At 64.6% G+C, this 17574-nt stretch carries 21 protein-coding genes; 5 read left to right on the forward strand and 16 right to left on the reverse strand.

The genetic code is table 11. From position 1 onward, the window contains the following. Positions 1-8: 8 nt before the first annotated feature. Positions 9-596 (reverse strand): SUKH-4 family immunity protein, encoded by a 588-nt coding sequence (locus AB3147_RS18280; protein ID WP_367352642.1) that lies wholly within the window; start codon positions 594-596, stop codon positions 9-11. 204 nt (positions 597-800) lie between these two features. On the opposite strand from AB3147_RS18280, the gene AB3147_RS18285 reads away from it, so the two are divergent. Further along, positions 801-1235, forward strand: coding sequence for a hypothetical protein (locus tag AB3147_RS18285; protein ID WP_367352643.1), 435 nt, complete (start codon positions 801-803; stop codon positions 1233-1235). 5 nt (positions 1236-1240) lie between these two features. Here the strand turns inward: AB3147_RS18285 and AB3147_RS18290 are convergent, their stop codons facing one another. After that, positions 1241-2863, reverse strand: coding sequence for a methyl-accepting chemotaxis protein (locus AB3147_RS18290; RefSeq protein WP_367352644.1), 1623 nt, complete (start codon positions 2861-2863; stop codon positions 1241-1243). A gap of 188 nt (positions 2864-3051) precedes the next feature. Continuing rightward, complete coding sequence (locus AB3147_RS18295) at positions 3052-4026, reverse strand: GlxA family transcriptional regulator (protein WP_218344657.1); 975 nt, start codon at positions 4024-4026, stop codon at positions 3052-3054. Between the two features lie 171 nt (positions 4027-4197). Between AB3147_RS18295 and AB3147_RS18300 the strand changes: the two genes are divergently transcribed. Further along, the gene (locus AB3147_RS18300) at positions 4198-4554 is read left to right on the forward strand and encodes a DUF1428 domain-containing protein (protein ID WP_175123597.1); all 357 of its coding nucleotides are present in this window, start codon (positions 4198-4200) and stop codon (positions 4552-4554) included. Between the two features lie 67 nt (positions 4555-4621). Then, the gene (locus AB3147_RS18305) at positions 4622-5119 is read left to right on the forward strand and encodes a VOC family protein (protein ID WP_175123598.1); all 498 of its coding nucleotides are present in this window, start codon (positions 4622-4624) and stop codon (positions 5117-5119) included. A 42-nt stretch (positions 5120-5161) separates the two neighbouring features. Here the strand turns inward: AB3147_RS18305 and AB3147_RS18310 are convergent, their stop codons facing one another. After that, on the reverse strand, positions 5162-5683 hold the full coding sequence (locus AB3147_RS18310) for a DUF1993 domain-containing protein (RefSeq protein ID WP_175123599.1): 522 nt from the start codon (positions 5681-5683) through the stop codon (positions 5162-5164). A gap of 214 nt (positions 5684-5897) precedes the next feature. Then, positions 5898-6959 (reverse strand): extracellular catalytic domain type 1 short-chain-length polyhydroxyalkanoate depolymerase, encoded by a 1062-nt coding sequence (locus tag AB3147_RS18315; protein ID WP_367352645.1) that lies wholly within the window; start codon positions 6957-6959, stop codon positions 5898-5900. A gap of 472 nt (positions 6960-7431) precedes the next feature. Between AB3147_RS18315 and trhA the strand changes: the two genes are divergently transcribed. Beyond that, entirely contained in the window at positions 7432-8076 is a 645-nt protein-coding gene (gene trhA, locus AB3147_RS18320) for a PAQR family membrane homeostasis protein TrhA (protein WP_175138118.1), read from the forward strand. 243 nt (positions 8077-8319) lie between these two features. Continuing rightward, positions 8320-8718, forward strand: a complete 399-nt coding sequence (locus AB3147_RS18325) for a DUF4168 domain-containing protein (protein WP_175123602.1) — start codon at positions 8320-8322, stop codon at positions 8716-8718. Positions 8719-8845: 127 nt separating this feature from the next. Here the strand turns inward: AB3147_RS18325 and AB3147_RS18330 are convergent, their stop codons facing one another. From AB3147_RS18330 to AB3147_RS18380, 11 genes are all read right to left on the reverse strand, one after another. Then, positions 8846-9607, reverse strand: a complete 762-nt coding sequence (locus AB3147_RS18330; protein ID WP_191575731.1) for an ABC transporter permease — start codon at positions 9605-9607, stop codon at positions 8846-8848. After that, positions 9604-10527, reverse strand: coding sequence for an ABC transporter ATP-binding protein (locus AB3147_RS18335; protein ID WP_175123604.1), 924 nt, complete (start codon positions 10525-10527; stop codon positions 9604-9606). Before AB3147_RS18335 ends, AB3147_RS18330 begins: the two co-directional genes overlap by 4 nt. 103 nt (positions 10528-10630) lie before the next feature. Then, positions 10631-10867 (reverse strand): hypothetical protein, encoded by a 237-nt coding sequence (locus AB3147_RS18340; protein WP_175138114.1) that lies wholly within the window; start codon positions 10865-10867, stop codon positions 10631-10633. A gap of 16 nt (positions 10868-10883) precedes the next feature. Further along, a complete protein-coding gene (locus AB3147_RS18345) occupies positions 10884-11156 on the reverse strand; it encodes a nitrogen fixation protein FixH (protein WP_367352646.1) in 273 nt (90 codons plus the stop codon). Positions 11157-11191: 35 nt separating this feature from the next. After that, the gene (ccoG, locus tag AB3147_RS18350; protein ID WP_175123607.1) at positions 11192-12682 is read right to left on the reverse strand and encodes a cytochrome c oxidase accessory protein CcoG; all 1491 of its coding nucleotides are present in this window, start codon (positions 12680-12682) and stop codon (positions 11192-11194) included. 71 nt (positions 12683-12753) lie between these two features. Beyond that, positions 12754-13719: a cytochrome-c oxidase, cbb3-type subunit III gene (gene ccoP / locus AB3147_RS18355; protein WP_175138112.1), complete on the reverse strand. Its 966-nt coding sequence runs from the start codon at positions 13717-13719 to the stop codon at positions 12754-12756. After that, positions 13716-13892, reverse strand: a complete 177-nt coding sequence (locus tag AB3147_RS18360; RefSeq protein WP_056563017.1) for a cbb3-type cytochrome oxidase subunit 3 — start codon at positions 13890-13892, stop codon at positions 13716-13718. The genes ccoP and AB3147_RS18360 overlap by 4 nt, the downstream gene beginning before the upstream one ends. A gap of 2 nt (positions 13893-13894) precedes the next feature. Next, entirely contained in the window at positions 13895-14644 is a 750-nt protein-coding gene (gene ccoO / locus AB3147_RS18365) for a cytochrome-c oxidase, cbb3-type subunit II (protein WP_367352647.1), read from the reverse strand. Between the two features lie 10 nt (positions 14645-14654). Further along, entirely contained in the window at positions 14655-16142 is a 1488-nt protein-coding gene (ccoN, locus tag AB3147_RS18370) for a cytochrome-c oxidase, cbb3-type subunit I (protein WP_175123610.1), read from the reverse strand. Between the two features lie 215 nt (positions 16143-16357). After that, positions 16358-16519: a cbb3-type cytochrome oxidase assembly protein CcoS gene (ccoS, locus tag AB3147_RS18375; RefSeq protein ID WP_105239608.1), complete on the reverse strand. Its 162-nt coding sequence runs from the start codon at positions 16517-16519 to the stop codon at positions 16358-16360. Then, a complete protein-coding gene (locus AB3147_RS18380) occupies positions 16516-17493 on the reverse strand; it encodes a P-type ATPase (RefSeq protein ID WP_175138111.1) in 978 nt (325 codons plus the stop codon). The genes ccoS and AB3147_RS18380 overlap by 4 nt, the downstream gene beginning before the upstream one ends. Positions 17494-17574: the final 81 nt, after the last annotated feature.

Consider the following 17574-nt stretch of genomic DNA (forward strand, 5'->3'; position numbering starts at 1 on the left):
TTCCTTCGTCAGAACTCAAGCACATCCAGAAAGCACTCGGCCTCGACGGGGTCGCCCAGCACAATGGTCAGCGCCTGCAACGCACGCGCCCGATGCTCGGGCCTGATTTCCCAGTCATCGTTGCGCAGGTCTTCGTCGGCCTCCAGGCAGACGACGGCCACCGCGGCCAGCGCGGCCGCGAACGTCGGCAGATCGGGCGCCACCACGGCGGCGTCCCATGCGCCCGTGCCGTGCATGGCGTAGAGAATCTCGCCGGTCCCGGTGTCCAGGATGAAGGGGTCCGCGTTCTGGTCGGCAATCACCAGCCAGTTGTCCTGCCATTCTGCAACGCGTTCGCCGTTCGAAGCGTCCCAGCGATAGCCGGCCTGCCGTTCCCACAGCTTGTAGAGCGGCGGAAAGCTGATGTTGGTTTCGGAAAGCGTGATGCCGACCGGTCCCACGTTCTGGTGATAGGTGGCGCCCCACGGCCCCACCTGTTCGTAGAAGTCGGCGAGCACCTGTGGCAGCGCAATGTCGCCCTGCCACGCGTTGCGCGGCTGCGGGCGCAGTTCGCCAAACCGGGCGAACTGCGCCCGGAGGGATTCAAAGGAATTCATGTTGATGCGTATCTGGACAACGAATTAGCGATAAATCTTGCCGCGCCGTCAGCGCGGACGGTAGCGCGGGTGGTAGCAACTGAACTTCGCACGCGGCGCCAGACCGCATTTTGCTACATTTGAACGCCCTGCTCCGAGGCGACGCACGATTGAAGCGCCACAGGGCGGCGGCAGAAGAAAACCGCTTTCGACCACGGACAATCCATGCGCCTACCGTTTGCAGTTTCCGCCTTAACCTTTGCCGCACTCCTCGCCGGCTCCGGCGCTCACGCGCAGCAATGGTTCGACGTGCCGCCGCGTCCCGATCACCCCAACGTCTCGATCCGGATCGGGAGCCTGCCCAACACACAGCAAGCGTCGGGCAACGCCCGGGGCAGGATGGAACTGCGCTACACCGCTGCGCAGACCATTCCGGGCGCGGACAAACAGCCCGTGCGCTATGACCGTTCGGTGACCGAGGTGCTGTTCGATTGCCGCCGGTCGCAGGTCGGCTTCTTGCCGGCCACCAGCTACTTCCTGAACGACACCCTGGTCACCACCATCAAGGACGAGACACTGGACGAAAGCCAGGTTCAGTTCGTGCGCTTTGCGCAAGGCAGCCCGCAGATGAAGGCGTTGCAGGCCGCCTGCGGAAAATAGCGGCGCTAAGCAAGCATCAACGTGCCCGGGGCGCGAGTGGGATCTTGCTCCGGTCCGCGCCGCGTGGCGTCTTCGGACAACCGGAACACGCCCACCGCCCGCACCAGCTCGCGTGCCTGGTCCTGCATCGAGCCGGCGGCCGCGGCGGCTTCCTCGACCAGCGCCGCGTTCTGCTGCGTCACCTCGTCCATCTGCGCCACGGCAAGGTTCACCTGATCGATACCGCTGGCCTGCTCGTGCGACGCGGCGGCGATCTCGCCCATGATGTCCGTCACGTGCTGCACGGCGGTGACGATCTCTTGCATGGTAGCGCCCGCGCCCTCGGCCTGACGCGCGCCCGCGCCCACCTTGCCGGCGGAATCCTCGATCAAGGCCTTGATCTCGCGCGCGGCCTGCGCGCAGCGCTGCGCCAGCGAGCGGACTTCGCCCGCCACCACGGCAAAGCCCTTGCCCTCCTCGCCCGCACGGGCCGCTTCGACCGCCGCGTTGAGCGCAAGGATGTTGGTCTGGAACGCGATGCCGTCGATCACCGACACGATGTCGGAAATCTTGTGCGAGCTGGCCGAGATCTCCTGCATGGTGCCGACCACCGCGGACACCGCCGCCCCGCCGCGCAGCGCGATTTCCGATGCGCTGGCTGCAAGGTGGTTGGCCTGGCGCGCGTTATCCGCGTTCTGCTTCACGGTCGAGGCCAGCTCCTCCATCGACGCCGCGGTTTGCTCAAGCGATGCCGCCTGTTCTTCGGTGCGGCTTGAGAGATCGGCGTTGCCCGCCGCGATCTGGCTCGAGGCGCTGGAAATCGTTTCCGACCCGTGCCGGATCGCACGGACGGCGCCCGCCAGCCGCTCCTGCATGTCCTGCAAGGCGTGAAGCAGGCGCCCGGTCTCATCGCGGGAGCCCGCTTCGATCCGCTGGCCCAGGTCGCCGCCCGCCACGGTTTCGGCGGCCTTGACCGCACGCGCCAGCGGACGGGTGATCGACCGGCTGACCCGCCACGCGAGCAACGCGCCCAAGGCGAGCGCCAGGCCGGCCAGGCCCACGTTCAGGCGCTCGGCTTCCTGGATGACGGCCTGGCTTGCAATGCCTGCCTCGTCCATGTCGGCCGACTGTTCCCGGGACAACGCGATGATGTGATCCTGCAGGCTGTCCAGAATGGGCAACGTCTCTTGCAGCATGCGCTGGCGGGCGCCGTCGCGATCAGCGCTCCTGAGCAGGGCGCCCACCGACTGGAAGGACTTCACGTAGCGGCCCCGAGCCTCTTCCAGCGTACGCAGCCGGGCGCTGGCATCGGCCGTCGCCATCAATGGCCGCAGGGTGGCCAGGGCGTCGTCGATGCGTTTACGGTTGGCCTCGATCTGCTGGAACAGCGTGTCCATCGCGGCCGGGTCGGCATTGACGATCAGTTCCAGATTGACGCGGGCGTTGGCGCGCGTCGTGACGTCGACCACCGAGATCGCGTTGGCCTTCACCCAGGTTTCCTGCGTGATGGCGCGGTTGATGTTGCCGATGCGTGTCAATTCAAAATGCGACACGCCGGCCAGGGCCAGCAGCAGGGCCAGCACGACGCCGAAGCCCAGGCCCAGTTTGGTGCCGATGGAGAGATTGCCGAAATGGGTGCGGAGCTTCATAGGGGGGCCTCAGGGAAAACCCCAGTCTATGTTTCCCGACACATTTCGCAAACATTTGCGCGCGGCGTTGTTTGCGATTCCACAAAGACAACGAAGATAAGGCATGGCGCAGCAACACTGCTGAAACAAGCTTGACGTCGGCCCGCGTGCGGCAGGGTTCAAGCGGAGTTTGCCGCGCAATCGCGGTGCTATTGATACCGCTCGCGATATCCCACGGGCGACATGCCGCAGTATTTGTTGAAGATGTCGCGGAAGGCCTTGGTGTCGTTGTAGCCGACTTCGTACATGACTTCGGCGACGCTCTTGCGCGAGCTTTCCAGCCGCTGTTTGGCGGCTTCGACGCGAACACGCTGCACGTATTCGACGATGCTGTTGCCGGTGGCCTGGCGGAAGCGCCGCTCCAGCGTGCGGCGGCCCAGTGCGTGGCGGCCGGCCAGTTCCTCGACGGTGATCTTTTCCTGGTAGCGGCCTTCAATGTATTCCTGCACCGCCCGCACGATCTCGTCCGCGTGCGACTTCTGACCCATGAAGACGGAGAACGGCAACTGGCTTTGGCGGCTCCAGTCCAGCTGGAAGTACTTGGCGCACCAGATCGCGGTATCGCGGTCGGTGTACTTCTCGATCAGGTGCAGCACGAGATGCGCGGCCGAAAATGCGCCGCCGCTCGTATAAACGCCGTTTTCTGCCATGACGACGCGATCGCTGGTCCATCGCACCGTCGGAAAAAGGCTGGCGTACAGGTTTTGCGCAACCCAGTGCACCACCGCCTGCTGCCCGTCGAGCACGCCGCCCGCGGCGAGCAGCGCGGCGCCCATGCACAGGCTGGCGACCTCGCCGCCTTCGCGGTGATGGCGCGACAGCCATTCGATGAGTTCGCGGTTGGACAGGACCGCGTCCGATACCGAACCCAGAAGCGGCGGCGCAATGCAGATATGGATGTCGGTGGCGTCGGCCAGCACCATGTCGGCCTGCACCTTGATGCGTCCGTCGTCCAGGCTGACCTCGCGCGTCAGCGCAAGCGTGCGCACATGGAACCGCGGCTCGCGGCCGTGCGCGCGCAGGTATTCGTTGGCCACCATGAAGCCGTGGCGCGCGGTTTCCAGGGACGCAATATTGGTCCCCTTGGGCAGCAGGAACGCGACGTTTTTCATGTTGCCAAGCATACGCCTGCAGGCTGACGCAATCCACCCGCAAGATTGTCGCAATTGCCTATCTGAAAGCCGCGCGGATCCCGATAAAGTGGTTCCTGCCGATCCAGGAATCCGGACGGCGGCCGGAACGGATTGCGGACGTGCCGGCCCAAACCAGAACAACACGGACGTGAGGAGTGATCGATGGACAAGTACATAGACGGTTTCCTGCTGTGCGTACCCAAGGCCAACCTGGAGACGTACAAGAAAATGGCCACGCACGCCGAGGGCATCTGGCGCGAGCACGGCGCGCTGGACTACCGCGAAGGCGTGGCTGATGACATCGACGGAGAAGGCTTCGCGTCGTTCAGCGCGGCAGCCGGCGCGCGCGAAGGCGAAGTCGTGGTCTTTGCGTGGATCCTGTACCCCAGCAAGGAAGCGCGCAACAGCATCAACGCCAAGGTGATGTCCGATCCGCGCCTGGCGGAAATGTGCTGCGAGGGCGTGTTCGACGTCAAGCGCATGTGCTGGGGCGGCTTTGCCACGCTGGTCGGCAACTAGCGCGCGCGGCCACGCCCCGAGCGCAACCATTCAACCCGCAGCCGTTCAATAAACCTGGAGACACATCATGGCCACCAAAGCAGCCAAGCCCATTCCCGACGGCATGCACACGCTGACGCCGCATATCATTTGCGAGGGCGCCTCCGACGCCCTCGCCTTCTACAAGAAAGCCTTCAATGCCGAGGAGCTGATGCGGCTGCCCGGACCCAACGGCAAGATCATGCACGCGGCCATCCGGATCGGCGATTCGGTCCTGATGCTGATGGATGATTTTCCGGAATGGGGCAGCCTGGGACCGAAGGCGCTCAAGGGCACGCCCGCGGTGCTGCATTTGTATGTGACCGACGCAGACGCCGCGATCCAGCAGGCGGTCGCGGCGGGCGCGCAAGTCACGATGCCCGCTGCCGACATGTTCTGGGGCGACCGCTACGGGCAGGTGGTGGACCCATTCGGCCACCGCTGGTCCATCGCCACGCACATGCAGGACCTCACGCCCGAAGAGATCCAGCAGAACATGGCGAAGATGGGGCCGATGGATGGCTGCGGGGACCCGTCAAAAAAATGAGGCTGTGGCGCGACGCGGGCGACACCGCGTCGCCTGGTTTCATCAGGGGGCCAGTTGCGGGTACGGTCCCAGAAAATCCAGCTTGCCGATCGGCACGCCGGCCTGGCGCAGGATGCCGTAGGCGGTGGTCACGTGGAAGTAGAAGTTGGGCAGCGCGAACGTCAGCAGATACTCGTCGCCCTGGAATTCAGGCTTGAAGTTGCCAAAGCTAAGCGTGATGCGGCGGCCTTCGGCGCCGTCGACCTGCTCGGGCTTGACGCTTTCCAGATACGCGATCGTGTCCGCGACGCGCTGCTGCAATTGCGCAAGCGTGGTCTCGGTGTCGGCGAATTTCGGGGCGTCGCCTTGCGACAGCCGCTGTGCCGCGAACTTGGACGCATCGCTGGCACGTTGCACTTGGCCCGACAGCGGATACATGTCGGGCGCGAGGCGCGCGTTAACGAGTTCCGCAGGGTCGATGCCGGTGGCTTGCGCATGCGCGGCAGCCTTTTCCAGCAGCGCGGCCAGCACGTTCAGGCCGCGGATGAAGACAGGCACGGACGCCTGGTACATGGACAGGGGCATATCGACGATTTCCGTAAAAATGGGGTTGGCGAAGGGTGTCAACGGGCGCCAGGCGCTTTGAGATTGCAGCGATGTTACGCCGCCACGGAGTCGCCCGGACGCCGGTGGCGGCGACAACATCATTCTGGATGCCCGGACAATGGCGCACCGCAGCCGCCCAGCTGCCTGCCGCTCACCGCCAGCCACCGGCCAAAGTCTGTGATGCCGGTGGCCGTCATTGCGCAGCGGCAATCGCGCCCGCACGCCGCTGACTCTGAAAGAACCGCCACACCAGCGCGGAGGCATCGGGACCGCTGCGCGCGTGATACCGGATGGCAGGATCCCCGCCACTCCAGGCATGTTCAAGCCGCGTGATCTCGCACAGCCGCAGCACCGTCTTGCGGCCGCGCAGCACATCCACCCGGCGGTACGCTTTTTCGGTGCCCAACCCCAGCACGCGCTCGATCGGCAACGCGTGCGGATCGGCGGCATTCAGGTTGCGGAACTGTTCGAACAACTGCCTGGCATTGCGCGGCGCCACGGCCGGATCAAGCTGGCCGTGCAGGATCAGTGCCGGCATGCCCAGGTCGAAAACGGCGGGGTCCGCCACGGCTTGCACCAGCGGCGCCAACGGCTTGATACTGCCGCGCCGCATCGTGCTCAGGCCATTGCCCGCGTTATGCGCGTCGCCCACGACCGGCCCCGAGTGCATGGCCACCGCGGCGATCAGGCTTGGATGACGCAGGGCGACCAGGGCCGCCATCCCCGCCCCTGCCGACAGGCCCGCCACGTAGACGCGTTCGGGGTCCAGACCGTGGCGCACGACTTCCGACCGGATCAGGGCCGCGATCAGATCAGCCTCGGCCCCGCCATGATCGTCGTCCGGCTGAAACCAGCGCCAGCAGCGCTGCACCTGACGCGCCAGGGATTGCTGCGGATACAGCACCATGAAATCCCCGGCGTCCGCCCACTGGTTCATGCGCGATCCACGCGCGAAAGCCTCGGCTGTCTGTCGGCATCCGTGCAGCATCACGACCAGCGGCATGCCGGCGGCTGTGGCACTTACGGAAGCGGGGGTGTAGCGGGCAAAGGCCAGCCGGCGGCCGGTCTTGTCCGTGAACTGGCGGGAGGCTTCCCAGCGGCCGGCGCCAAGCGACGCCGCCTCGGGCGCCGCTGCCCTGCCCGCGCCCGCCGTCCCGCCCGGCCGCGCCGTCTTGACCGCCCGCCCCGCCGTGGAGCCGGCGGCCGTCTTGCGCGCCGGCGTGGCGCGCTTGCGGGCTGGTTTGGGGGCCGCCATGCGCATTGCCGTGCGCTGGAGGCGGGTGATCTTTTTTGCCGCTTTGAAAAACAGACTGCTGAAACTGCGCGCCATTGTTAGGGCCTGTTCGGAAGTTCCTGTTTGCCGCGCCGCCCGGGGTGCCGGGGTTGGCAGCGCCGGACGGCGGTCGCCGCGGCTACGCCGCTCCGCAAGGCGGATGCCTGTCGTCTGATGCGCACGCGTGGACGGGCGGAAAGGACGCCCCAACCGAAAGACCTGGAGCCGGATTCATTGAGTGCTTCCCCTAAGAGTGTCGATCACGGCAGCGCCTGGCGCGGCCGACGTGCAAGCCCGGAGTGAAGAACATGCGACGCCTCTTTGGGCGGTTCGTTCGCGGGACGAATGTATCACAGCGTAACGACGTTGCGATCGGTCAAGCCTACTCGACGCGCGCCTTGAGCGCGCATGCCAAAAAGCCTAAGGTGGAAAACTTGTCATCAACAGGCTCCCCATGTTTCCCAACGACCGACCCCAGACCCTGGGCGAAGAAATCGCCAACAGCATCAGCCACGGCCTGGGCGCCGTGGGCGCGCTGGCCGGCACGCCGCTCCTGATTGCCGCCGCCGTGCGCCAGGGCGATGCCGCCTTCATCGCTGGCGCCGCCGTGTTTGCCGCGTCAATGTGCCTGCTGTACCTCGCGTCCGCCATCTATCACGCCCTGCCCCGCTGCCGCGCCAAGCAGATCTTCAATGTGCTGGACCACTCGGCCATCTACCTGCTCATCGCGGGCACCTACACCCCGTTCGCGCTGGGCGCGCTGCGTGGCCCTTGGGGGTGGACCCTCTTCGGACTGGTGTGGGGCCTGGCGCTGCTGGGCGTGGGCCTGAAGGCCAGCAAGCGGCTCAACCGGCCCGCGCTATCCACGGGCCTGTATCTGGCGATGGGCTGGATCGTCGTTATCGCGGTCAAACCCTTGCTTGAACTGGTGCCGACCGGCGGCCTGTGGTGGCTGGTGGCTGGCGGCCTCGCCTACACCGGCGGTGTGGTCTTCTTTGTGTTCGACAACCGCTGGCGCTACAGCCATTTCATCTGGCATCTGTTCGTGCTGGCCGGCACCGTCTGCCATTTCTTCGCGGTGTTCTGGTACGCGGCGTAAGCCCGCAAAGGCGCCCGATCCGCTTCCGAAGGACAAACCTAAGGACACATCGCGGCCAGCAGCGACTACGAAACCGCGCAAAACGTTTCGAGCGCACGGGGCCGGCGTCCCCCGGGGCTGCCCCCGCACCGCGCGTCGGGGATCTCGTGGTCTGCCGACACAGGAAAACACATCGCGAAACTTGTCCCACGGCGGTCCGGCTGGTCATCATGGTCGGACTTTCAACCGGAACAAGGAGTTTTGATGCAGCGTTCCAAATATGCATTCCTATCCGCCGCCATTCTGACGACGGCGCTGTCCGGTGCCCCTGCCCTGGCTCAACAGGCCGCCCAGGCTCCGGCGCAGACGCAAGCTCAGCCGGGCATGGCGCCCGCCGTGCAGAAGCCGACGGATCAGCAATTGCAGAAATTCGCTTCGGCGTCGCAGAAGATCTCTGGCGTCGTTGACGAATACCGTCCGAAGGTCGAAGCCGCCAAGACCGACGACGCCAAGCAGAAGGTCGTCAAGGAAGCGGACGAAAAAATGGTCAAGCTGGTCCGCGCGGACGGGCTGTCGGTCGAGGAATTCAACGGCATCGGCCAGGCCGTGCAGCAGGATCCCCAGCTTCGTGATCGCCTGATGAAGATGCAGCCGGCGCGGTAAGCCCGGGCGCTGACGGGCACGCAGTCACGCCGCCCACGACGGCCGCCTCGTAAAGACAAGGCGCCGCATGTCCTGAACGGAAATGCGGCGCCTTGCGCATTTTGCGCGGCCTGACGCTGCTGTTGTATCAGGTCTTCAGGCGGTAGCCCGTCTTGAAAATCCACCGCACGCCGATCAGGCATGCAACCAGGAAGGCCAGCGTCATGCCCACGCTGACGCCGATGCTGACGTCCGCCACGCCAAAGAACGCCCAGCGGAAACCGCTGACCAGGTAGACCACCGGATTGAACAGCGTGACGGTCTGCCAGAACGGCGGCAGCATGTTGATCGAATAGAACGTGCCGCCCAGAAAGGTAAGCGGCGTGATGATCATCAACGGAATGATCTGCAGCTTTTCAAACCCGTCGGCCCAGATCCCGATGATGAAACCGAACAGGCTGAACGTGACGGCGGTCAGCACCAGGAACGACAGCATCCAGAACGGATGGGCCACGTCGAACGTCACGAACAGGCGCGCGGTGGCCAGCATGATGAGGCCCAGGATGATGGACTTGCTGGCAGCTGCCCCCACATACCCCGCCAGGATTTCCACGTAGGAAATGGGCGCCGAATGGATTTCGTAGATCGTGCCTGAAAAGCGCGGCATGTAGATGCCGAACGAGGCGTTGGCCACGCTCTGCGTCAGCAGCGACAGCATGATCATGCCGGGCACGATGAACGCGCCGTAGCTCACGCCGTCAATCTCGACCATGTGCGAACCGATGGCGGAGCCGAACACGACGAAGTAAAGAGACGTTGAAATCACCGGCGACAGCACGCTTTGCATCAGCGTGCGCCAGGCGCGGGCCATTTCGAAAAGGTAGATGGCGCGGATGGCGTAGAAGTTCATGATTGACCGTGCACCAGGCTGACAAAGATGTCCTCGAGCGAGCTTTCCGAGGTGTTCAAATCTGCAAATTCGATCTGCAGGCGGCTCAGGTCCTGCAGCAGACGCGAAATATCGCCGCCGCGCTCGTTGTCGTAGGTATAGACGAGCTTGTAGCCGTCGGGCGAAAGCTCAAGCTGGTAGGCGTCCAGCGCTGTCGGGATGCCGGGCAGCGGCGCCTTCAGTGTCAGCGCAAGCTGGCGTTTGCCCAGCTTGGCCATCAGCGCATTCTTTTCCTCGACCAGGATGATTTCGCCCTTGCGGATCACGCCGATGCGGTCCGCCATTTCCTGGGCTTCTTCGATGTAGTGCGTGGTGAGGATGATGGTGACGCCGCTTTCGCGCAGCCGTCGCACCATTTCCCACATGCCGCGCCGCAATTCGACGTCGACACCCGCGGTGGGTTCGTCCAGGAACAGGATGGCCGGTTCGTGCGACAGCGCCTTGGCGATCATGACGCGCCGCTTCATGCCGCCGGACAGCGCCATGATGCGGCTGTCCTTCTTGTCCCACAGCGACAATTCGCGCAAGACCTTTTCGATATAGGCGGGGTCCGCCGGCTTGCCGAACAGGCCGCGGCTGAAGGTGACCGTGTTCCAGACGCTTTCGAAGGCGTCCGTGGAGATTTCCTGTGGCACCAAACCGATCTTGGACCGGGCGGCGCGGAAATCGGACACGATGTCGTGGCCGTCAGCCAGCACCGTGCCATGGGTGGGATTGACGATGCCGCAGATGATGCTGATCAGCGTCGTCTTGCCCGCGCCGTTCGGCCCGAGCAACGCGAAGATTTCGCCGCGCTGGATGTCCAGACTGACATTTTTGAGCGCCTGGAATCCCGACGCATATTGCTTGGATAAGCCTTGTACTGAAATGACTGGCTGCACGCGAGCCCCCAACTTGACCATAGCCGGAGGATTTTACCCGTCGCGCGGCCCGCGCTTGTTCAACCTGGCGGAACGGTGTGTTTTCTTTTTGGGAACACTGGAACTAGAAGTCGTCGTCTTCTTCAACCTTGGGCATCAGGTACGCCGTCAGCGCGCTGGACAGGCCGGCCATCACCCACAAGACAAAGAACGACACCGTATAGAAGCCCATTCTGCCGGTTGGGACATAGCCGAAAATGGCCACGTCCAGCGGGTCGATCAGGGCGAAGATCAGTGCGCTACCCGCAGCGGCCGCCATGAACGACGGCCACAGGATCCACATCAAAGATCGCAATCCCATGCGTGAACTCCCCCGATCAAGGTTTGGCGGCTGCAGAGCCGGCGGGCGTCGATGCCGGGCTCGCGGTCGCGCCGGACGCCGTTTGTTCAATGACCAGACCGCGTTTGACCACACCCTCCTGGATGGGCTGGCTGGCGAATTGGGTCATTGCGAAGTAGATCGTGATGAAGCAGCCGACCATGGCGGCGAACGGACCCGCCATCAGGATCCACGGCCAGGGCTCGCGGTACCAGGGCTTGGCGGGATGCGCCGCGTCGGCGGCGTCAACGGTGATTTGTGCAGCGTTCATGAAGATTCCTTTTGGTGACCAGGGCGGTGTCTGCCCTACTCGGGCACGTAGAAACTGGCAGCCTCGTCGGTTTCAACCTGCCGGTTCTCGCCATCCTGCCCCTTGGCGCGCAGCGTGATGGGATGGGCGCCGGGCGCTGCGCCCGCCGGGGCGCGGATGACCATCGGCACCAGTTTGTTGGCGGCGGGTTCGACCTCGACCACGTCCGATCCCTGTTGGCCCGCCAGCACCGCCAGGTCGGGCATGCCTTCGGCCGTCAGGCGCAGCCGCATGGGCGCGTCCGACGTGTTGATGATCTGCAGGCGATACACGTTTTCGATCATGCCCCCTGCCACCTCGCGGCCCAGCACGCCGCGGTCGCGGATCACATCGACGCGCAGCGGGTTGCGGACCACCAGCGAGACGACGAAGGCGATCGCCAGCAACAGGATCAACGTGCCGTAGATCAGGACGCGGGGCCGCAGCAGATGCGACCGCGCGCTCTTCGTGGACAGACCATCCAGCATGGCGCGCTCGGACGTGTAGCGGATAAGGCCCGGCTCGTATTGCATCTTGTCCATCACCTGGTCACAGGCGTCGATGCAGGCCCCGCACCCGATGCACATGTACTGCAGGCCATCGCGGATATCGATGCCGGTCGGGCAGACCTGCACGCAGAGACTGCAATCGACGCAGTCGCCCAGCCCCTTCGCCTTGTGGTCCACCTTGCGCGAGCGGCCGCCACGCGGATCGCCGCGGCGCTTGTCGTAGGTGACGACGAAGGTGTCCGGGTCGACCATCACGCTCTGGAAGCGGGCGTACGGGCACATGTATTTGCACACCGATTCGCGCATGAAGCCGGCGTTGCCCCAGGTGGCGAAACCGTAGAACAGCATCCAGAACCACTGCCAGGGTCCGAGCTGCAGCGCGAAGAGTTCGTGGCCGAGCTCGCGGATGGGCGCGAAGTAGCCGATGAACGTAGAGCCGGTCCACCAGGCCAACGCGATCCACAGGAAGTGCTTGGTGAACTTCAGGCGGAACTTGCGCCAGCTCCAGGGGGATTCGTCCAGCCGGATGCGCGCGATGCGGTCGCCTTCGACCTTGCGCTCGATCCACATGAAGATTTCGGTGTAGACGGTCTGGGGACAGGCGTAGCCGCAGAACAGGCGCCCGGCCACCGCGGTGAAGAGAAACAGCGCCAATGCCGAAATGACCAGCAGCACGGCAAGGTACACGACGTCCTGCGGCCAAAGCACCAGGCCGAAGATGTAAAACTTGCGCGCGCCCAGGTCGAACAGCACCGCCTGGCGGCCGTTCCATTCCAGCCAGGGCAAGCCGTAGAAGATGATCTGCGTGATAAAGACGAACGCGATACGCCAGCGGGCAAAGATGCCACTGACGGATCGCGGATAGATCTTGCTGCGCACCCCCGCCAACGTCTGCTCCAGGGTCTCCTGGCCAGGACGCGGCGGCCGCGTATGCGGCCGCCAGGGCGGCGGGTCACCGCCAGGCGAACTGCTGACGCTTGCGGTTGACCCATCTTCCATTTGCTGCTCCGTGCTTGTAAGTGCTTAGTGATATGGGAGGCCGCGCGGCCTCCCATTTACGTGCTGCCGGTTCACTGCTTGGCAGTGCTGCCCTCGGCCGGCGCGGCAGCGGTCTGCGTAGACGCGTCGGGCTTGTTGGACAGTCCCCAGACCCACGCAGTCAGGATCTTGATCTGCTCGGGACTCAGGATGTGTTCGTGCGCCGGCATGCGGTTGTCGCGGCCATCAAGAATGGTCTTGACGATGCTGGCTTCCGAACTGCCGTAGAGCCACACGTCGTCCGTCAGGTTCGGCGCGCCGACAAGCTGGTTGCCCTTGCCATCGACACCGTGACAGGCGACGCAGAAGTTGGCGAATTCGCGCTTGCCGCGGAACACGCGGACCGGATCGGCGGTCAGGCCAGACAGCGAACGCACGTATTGCGCGATGTCGCCGGCCATCTTGGGATCGATCGAAGCCTTCCAGGGCGGCATGATGCCGTGGCGGCCTTCTTTGATGGTCTGCATGATGGCTTCGGGCGAACCGCCGTGCAGCCAGTCGCCGTCCGTCAGGTTGGGAAAGCTGGGCGCACCCTTGGCGTCGGAGCCGTGGCACTGCGCGCAGGTGTTCAGGAAGAGACGCTGGCCGATTTCACGGGCGCCCGGATCCTGCGCAATCTGCGGCACCGTCATGGTCTCGAAGCGCGCATAGATGGGACGCACGGCTTCAGCCATCTTGGCCTGCTGCTGCGCCACTTCGTCGGCGCTGCTGTAGCCCAGCTTGCCCTTGTATTCGCCCAGGCCCGGCATCAGGAAGAGGTATCCCAGTGCAAAGGCGCAGGCCAGCAGGTACATCCACGTCCACCAGGTGGGGACCGGGTTGTTGAGTTCGGTCAGGTCGCCGTCCCAGACGTGCCCGGTGTCCTCGACCTGGCCGCTGGCCGGCTTGGCGGTGAGCCAGCGGCGTTGCGTGTACAGCAGCCACACGCACCACACCACCCCGCCCACGGCGACGATCGAGATGAAATACCCCCAGAAGCCATTGACGAAATCGCTCATGACCGATTCGCTCCATCTTGTTGTGCCTGCCCGAATTCATCGGGCAGTGCGAACGGCAGCATGGCCGATTCGCGGTTGGCGCCCTGGCGGCCGCGCGAGCAGGCCCACCAGACGATGCCGAAAAAGGTTGCCATCGAGATGGCGGTGACGATTGCGCTCAGGTAGCCGACCATGATCAGCCTCCCGTGGCCGCTTGCGCGGCGGGTTGGACGGCGGGTTGCACGGCGGATTGGGCAGCGGGTTGCTGAGCCTTTCTGGCCGCTTCCGCCTTGGCCTCTTCGGCCTGCTTGGCAAGCTGCGCCTTGCGCACGCCGACACCCAGGCCTTGCAGATAGGCCACCAGCGCGTCTTCTTCCGTCTTGCCTTCGATTGCCTTGGGCGCGGCGGCGATTTCCTCGTCGGTGTAAGGCACGCCCAGGGCACGCAGGGCACGCATGCGCTGGTCGACGTTCTGGCCGGTGATGACCGTCTTTTCCAGCCACGGATAGGCGGGCATGTTGGATTCGGGCACGACCTTGCGCGGATCGCGCAAGTGGATGCGGTGCCAGTCGTCGGAGTAGCGCTCGCCGACGCGCGCCAGGTCCGGACCCGTGCGCTTGGAGCCCCACAGGAACGGGTGATCGAACACCGATTCGGACGCCAGCGAGTACGACCCGTAGCGCTGGACTTCAGCGGCGAGCACGCGCACCTGCTGCGAGTGGCAGCCCACGCAGCCTTCGCGGATGTAGACGTCGCGGCCCATCAGCCGCAGCGGGCTGTAGGGTTCGACGCCCGCCACGGGCTGGGTGGTGCTGTGCTGGAAGAACAGCGGGATGATTTGCACCAGGCCTGCGAAGGAGACCACCAGGATGCTGGCGATGATCATCCAGCCGATGTTCTTCTCGAGGGTCTGATGAGAAAAGAAGCCGTGATTCTTGTTGGCCATGATGTCCTCGTCAAACAGTGGCCGGCACGGCGGTCGCGGGGACCGACGGACGGGCGGCATGGGGATCGTCTTGCGGAATGGCGGGATTGACCGCGGTCGCGCCGCTCACCGTCTTCCATACGTTCCAGGCCATGACGAACACACCGCACAAGAACAGGGTTCCACCCAGCAAACGGATCAGGTAGTACGGAACGCGCGTCTTCAGTTCTTCGACGAAGCTGTAGACCAGGGTGCCGTCCGGCGCCGTGTCGCGCCACATCAGGCCCTGCTGCACGCCGGCGATCCACATGGCGGCGATGTACAGCACCACGCCGATGGTCGCGATCCAGAAGTGCAGTTCGATGGCCTTGACGCTGTACATCTTTTCGCGGCCATAGAGGCGCGGGATCAGGTAGTAGAGCGAGCCGAACGAAATCATGGCGACCCAGCCCAGCGCGCCGGAGTGCACGTGGCCGATGGTCCAGTCCGTGTAGTGCGACAGCGCGTTCACGGTGCGGATCGACATCATCGAGCCTTCGAACGTGGACATGCCGTAGAACGACAGCGCGGTGACCATGAACTTCAGGATCGGGTCGGTGCGCAGCTTGTACCAGGCGCCCTGCAGGGTCATGATGCCGTTGATCATGCCGCCCCAGGAAGGCGCCAGCAGGATCAGCGAGAAGGTCATGCCCAGCGACTGGGTCCAGTCGGGCAGCGAGGTATACAGCAGATGGTGCGGGCCCGCCCACATGTACGTGAAGGCCAGCGCCCAGAAGTGGACGATGGACAGGCGGTAAGAGTAGATGGGACGGCCGGCCTGCTTGGGCACGAAGTAATACATCATGCCCAGGAAGCTGGTGGTCAGGAAGAAGCCCACCGCGTTGTGGCCGTACCACCACTGCACCATGGCGTCCTGCACGCCCGCGTAGGCGGAGTAGGACTTCCACATCGACACCGGCATTTCAATGTTGTTGAAAATGTGCAGGATGGCGATGGTGAGGATGTACGAGCCGAAGAACCAGTTGGCCACATAGATGTGCTTGGACCGGCGCTTGATGATGGTGCCGAAGAACACGATGGCGTAGGCGACCCAGACCAGCGTAATCAGGATGTCGATGGGCCATTCGAGTTCGGCGTATTCCTTGCTGCTGGTAAAACCCATGGGCAAGGTGATGGCGGCTGCGACGATGACGACCTGCCAGCCCCAGAACGTGAAGGCGGCGAGCTTGTCGCAGAAGAGGCGCGCCTGACAGGTGCGCTGGACGACGTAATAGGACGTCGCGAAAAGTGCGCTGCCGCCGAAGGCGAAGATCACGGCGTTGGTGTGCAGCGGGCGCAGGCGGCCGTAGCTGAGCCATGCGGTGTCGAAATTCAATTGAGGCCAAATTAGCTGAGCGGCCAGAAAAACACCGACAGCCATGCCGACAATGCCCCAGACCACGGTCATGATGGCGAACTGCCGCACGACCTTGTAGTTGAAGGTATCGGACTTGCTTGCGATTGCGGGGCAATCGTTCATCACCCATCCCCTAAAGTAACAAGAACTTCCAGGCTTCGATGATGGGACTAGTCACTCAAGGAGGCGTTGATTTGGATCAACCGGGTTGCGACGCCTTGGACATCGCTGCATAACCGCAACGCTATTAGGGGTATCGGGCCGTGAAAAGACCTGGCCGATGCGCTGCGGCGGGGTCCGCAGAGGCGCATCGGCGGCGGTAATTTTCGCCGCGGCGATCAGCGGCGGCCGGCGGCGCCGCTGTCGTCGTCGCGCAGGATGGCCGTGCCGGCGCTGTCGGTGTCGTCGTACTGACCGTTGAAGACGGCCCACCACAGCGACACGCCGATCGCCAGCACGAAAAGCAGCGACAGCGGCAGTAGCAGGTAGAGGATGGTCATGGCGCGGCTCCCAGTGCGGCGCCAGCGGCCAGACGGCCCGACCAGTCGCGGCGGCACAGGCGCCAGGAGTTGTAGGCCACGGCCAGCGACGACACCAGCATGGTGATGGCGGCAAGCCAGGGCGTGACCCAGCCCACCAGGGCCAGCGGCGTCATCAGCAGATGCCAGACGAGCGAGCCGTAAAGATTCTGCCGCGCCTTGCGCCGGGCTTCGGCAAGCAGCGCGTCAAGCGCGGCCTCGGGCATGTCGGGATGCGCCGCCAGCGCGCTGTGCGCGGAAGCCATGGCGGTGGGAACGGCCATGGACATGGCACAGGGACAGCTCATGACCAGCAGCGCCACCATGACGGGAATGCTGTGGGCGGGATCGATGTAGGCCCAGCCCGCCGCGGCGGCCAATGCCAGCGCGACCTGCACCATGACGAAACGCGACGCCACGCGGTCGGCGCGCGTGCCGAGCAACAGGCGCTGGTCTTCGACGCGGGCGTGGCGGCGGCCGGCGGAACCCGCGCCGCCGAAGGATTGGCGGGCGCACAGTTCCAGATAGCGCGCGGTCAGCAGGAACGCGACGAACATCGTGACCGAGTCGAAGTAGACTTCGCCCCGCCCCGTATACGTGGCGTGGACGCTGGGGATGAAGGCGGCGATGATGCCGAGCGCCACCGGCACATCCATGCCGGCGCGGCCCTGCCGCAGATTGGCGCCCGCGTGGCGCCAGATAGGCCATGCCGAATACAGGACGACGGGCACGGTCAGCGCGAAGCTGGCCCAGTTCATGAGGACGATGGCCCAGTCCAGGGTTTCCAGCGCGTCGGCGGGCATGGATTCATGGCGCAGATAGCCGGGCCAGGCGAACATCATGACCTGCATCATTGCCAGCCAGGCCAGCGACAGACGCACCAGCGCATGGCGGCGTTGCTGGCGGTCGGCATCGGGCAGGCTGGCCGGGACGGCGAAAATCGATTTGGCACGCATGTTGCCGATGGTAGTCAGGCCTGTCCCCGACCGCCTTGATCTGAATCAAGACGCCAAAGACGATTTGCCACTGCCCCGCCG

The organism is Achromobacter animicus (assembly GCF_040775605.1).
Taxonomy (GTDB): domain Bacteria; phylum Pseudomonadota; class Gammaproteobacteria; order Burkholderiales; family Burkholderiaceae_B; genus Achromobacter; species Achromobacter animicus.

Excerpts from the sequence above, each read along its gene's own strand:
- AB3147_RS18280 (WP_367352642.1), bottom strand. The coding sequence starts at position 596 with ATGAATTCCTTTGAATCCCTCCGGGCGCAGTTCGCCCGGTTTGGCGAA.
- AB3147_RS18285 (WP_367352643.1), top strand. The coding sequence starts at position 801 with ATGCGCCTACCGTTTGCAGTTTCCGCCTTAACCTTTGCCGCACTCCTC.
- AB3147_RS18290 (WP_367352644.1), bottom strand. The coding sequence starts at position 2,863 with ATGAAGCTCCGCACCCATTTCGGCAATCTCTCCATCGGCACCAAACTG.
- AB3147_RS18295 (WP_218344657.1), bottom strand. The coding sequence starts at position 4,026 with ATGCTTGGCAACATGAAAAACGTCGCGTTCCTGCTGCCCAAGGGGACC.
- AB3147_RS18300 (WP_175123597.1), top strand. The coding sequence starts at position 4,198 with ATGGACAAGTACATAGACGGTTTCCTGCTGTGCGTACCCAAGGCCAAC.
- AB3147_RS18305 (WP_175123598.1), top strand. The coding sequence starts at position 4,622 with ATGGCCACCAAAGCAGCCAAGCCCATTCCCGACGGCATGCACACGCTG.
- AB3147_RS18310 (WP_175123599.1), bottom strand. The coding sequence starts at position 5,683 with ATGCCCCTGTCCATGTACCAGGCGTCCGTGCCTGTCTTCATCCGCGGC.
- AB3147_RS18315 (WP_367352645.1), bottom strand. The coding sequence starts at position 6,959 with ATGGCGGCCCCCAAACCAGCCCGCAAGCGCGCCACGCCGGCGCGCAAG.
- trhA (WP_175138118.1), top strand. The coding sequence starts at position 7,432 with ATGTTTCCCAACGACCGACCCCAGACCCTGGGCGAAGAAATCGCCAAC.
- AB3147_RS18325 (WP_175123602.1), top strand. The coding sequence starts at position 8,320 with ATGCAGCGTTCCAAATATGCATTCCTATCCGCCGCCATTCTGACGACG.
- AB3147_RS18330 (WP_191575731.1), bottom strand. The coding sequence starts at position 9,607 with ATGAACTTCTACGCCATCCGCGCCATCTACCTTTTCGAAATGGCCCGC.
- AB3147_RS18340 (WP_175138114.1), bottom strand. The coding sequence starts at position 10,867 with ATGGGATTGCGATCTTTGATGTGGATCCTGTGGCCGTCGTTCATGGCG.
- AB3147_RS18345 (WP_367352646.1), bottom strand. The coding sequence starts at position 11,156 with ATGAACGCTGCACAAATCACCGTTGACGCCGCCGACGCGGCGCATCCC.
- ccoG (WP_175123607.1), bottom strand. The coding sequence starts at position 12,682 with ATGGAAGATGGGTCAACCGCAAGCGTCAGCAGTTCGCCTGGCGGTGAC.
- ccoP (WP_175138112.1), bottom strand. The coding sequence starts at position 13,719 with ATGAGCGATTTCGTCAATGGCTTCTGGGGGTATTTCATCTCGATCGTC.
- AB3147_RS18360 (WP_056563017.1), bottom strand. The coding sequence starts at position 13,892 with ATGGTCGGCTACCTGAGCGCAATCGTCACCGCCATCTCGATGGCAACC.
- ccoO (WP_367352647.1), bottom strand. The coding sequence starts at position 14,644 with ATGGCCAACAAGAATCACGGCTTCTTTTCTCATCAGACCCTCGAGAAG.
- ccoN (WP_175123610.1), bottom strand. The coding sequence starts at position 16,142 with ATGAACGATTGCCCCGCAATCGCAAGCAAGTCCGATACCTTCAACTAC.
- ccoS (WP_105239608.1), bottom strand. The coding sequence starts at position 16,519 with ATGACCATCCTCTACCTGCTACTGCCGCTGTCGCTGCTTTTCGTGCTG.
- AB3147_RS18380 (WP_175138111.1), bottom strand. The coding sequence starts at position 17,493 with ATGCGTGCCAAATCGATTTTCGCCGTCCCGGCCAGCCTGCCCGATGCC.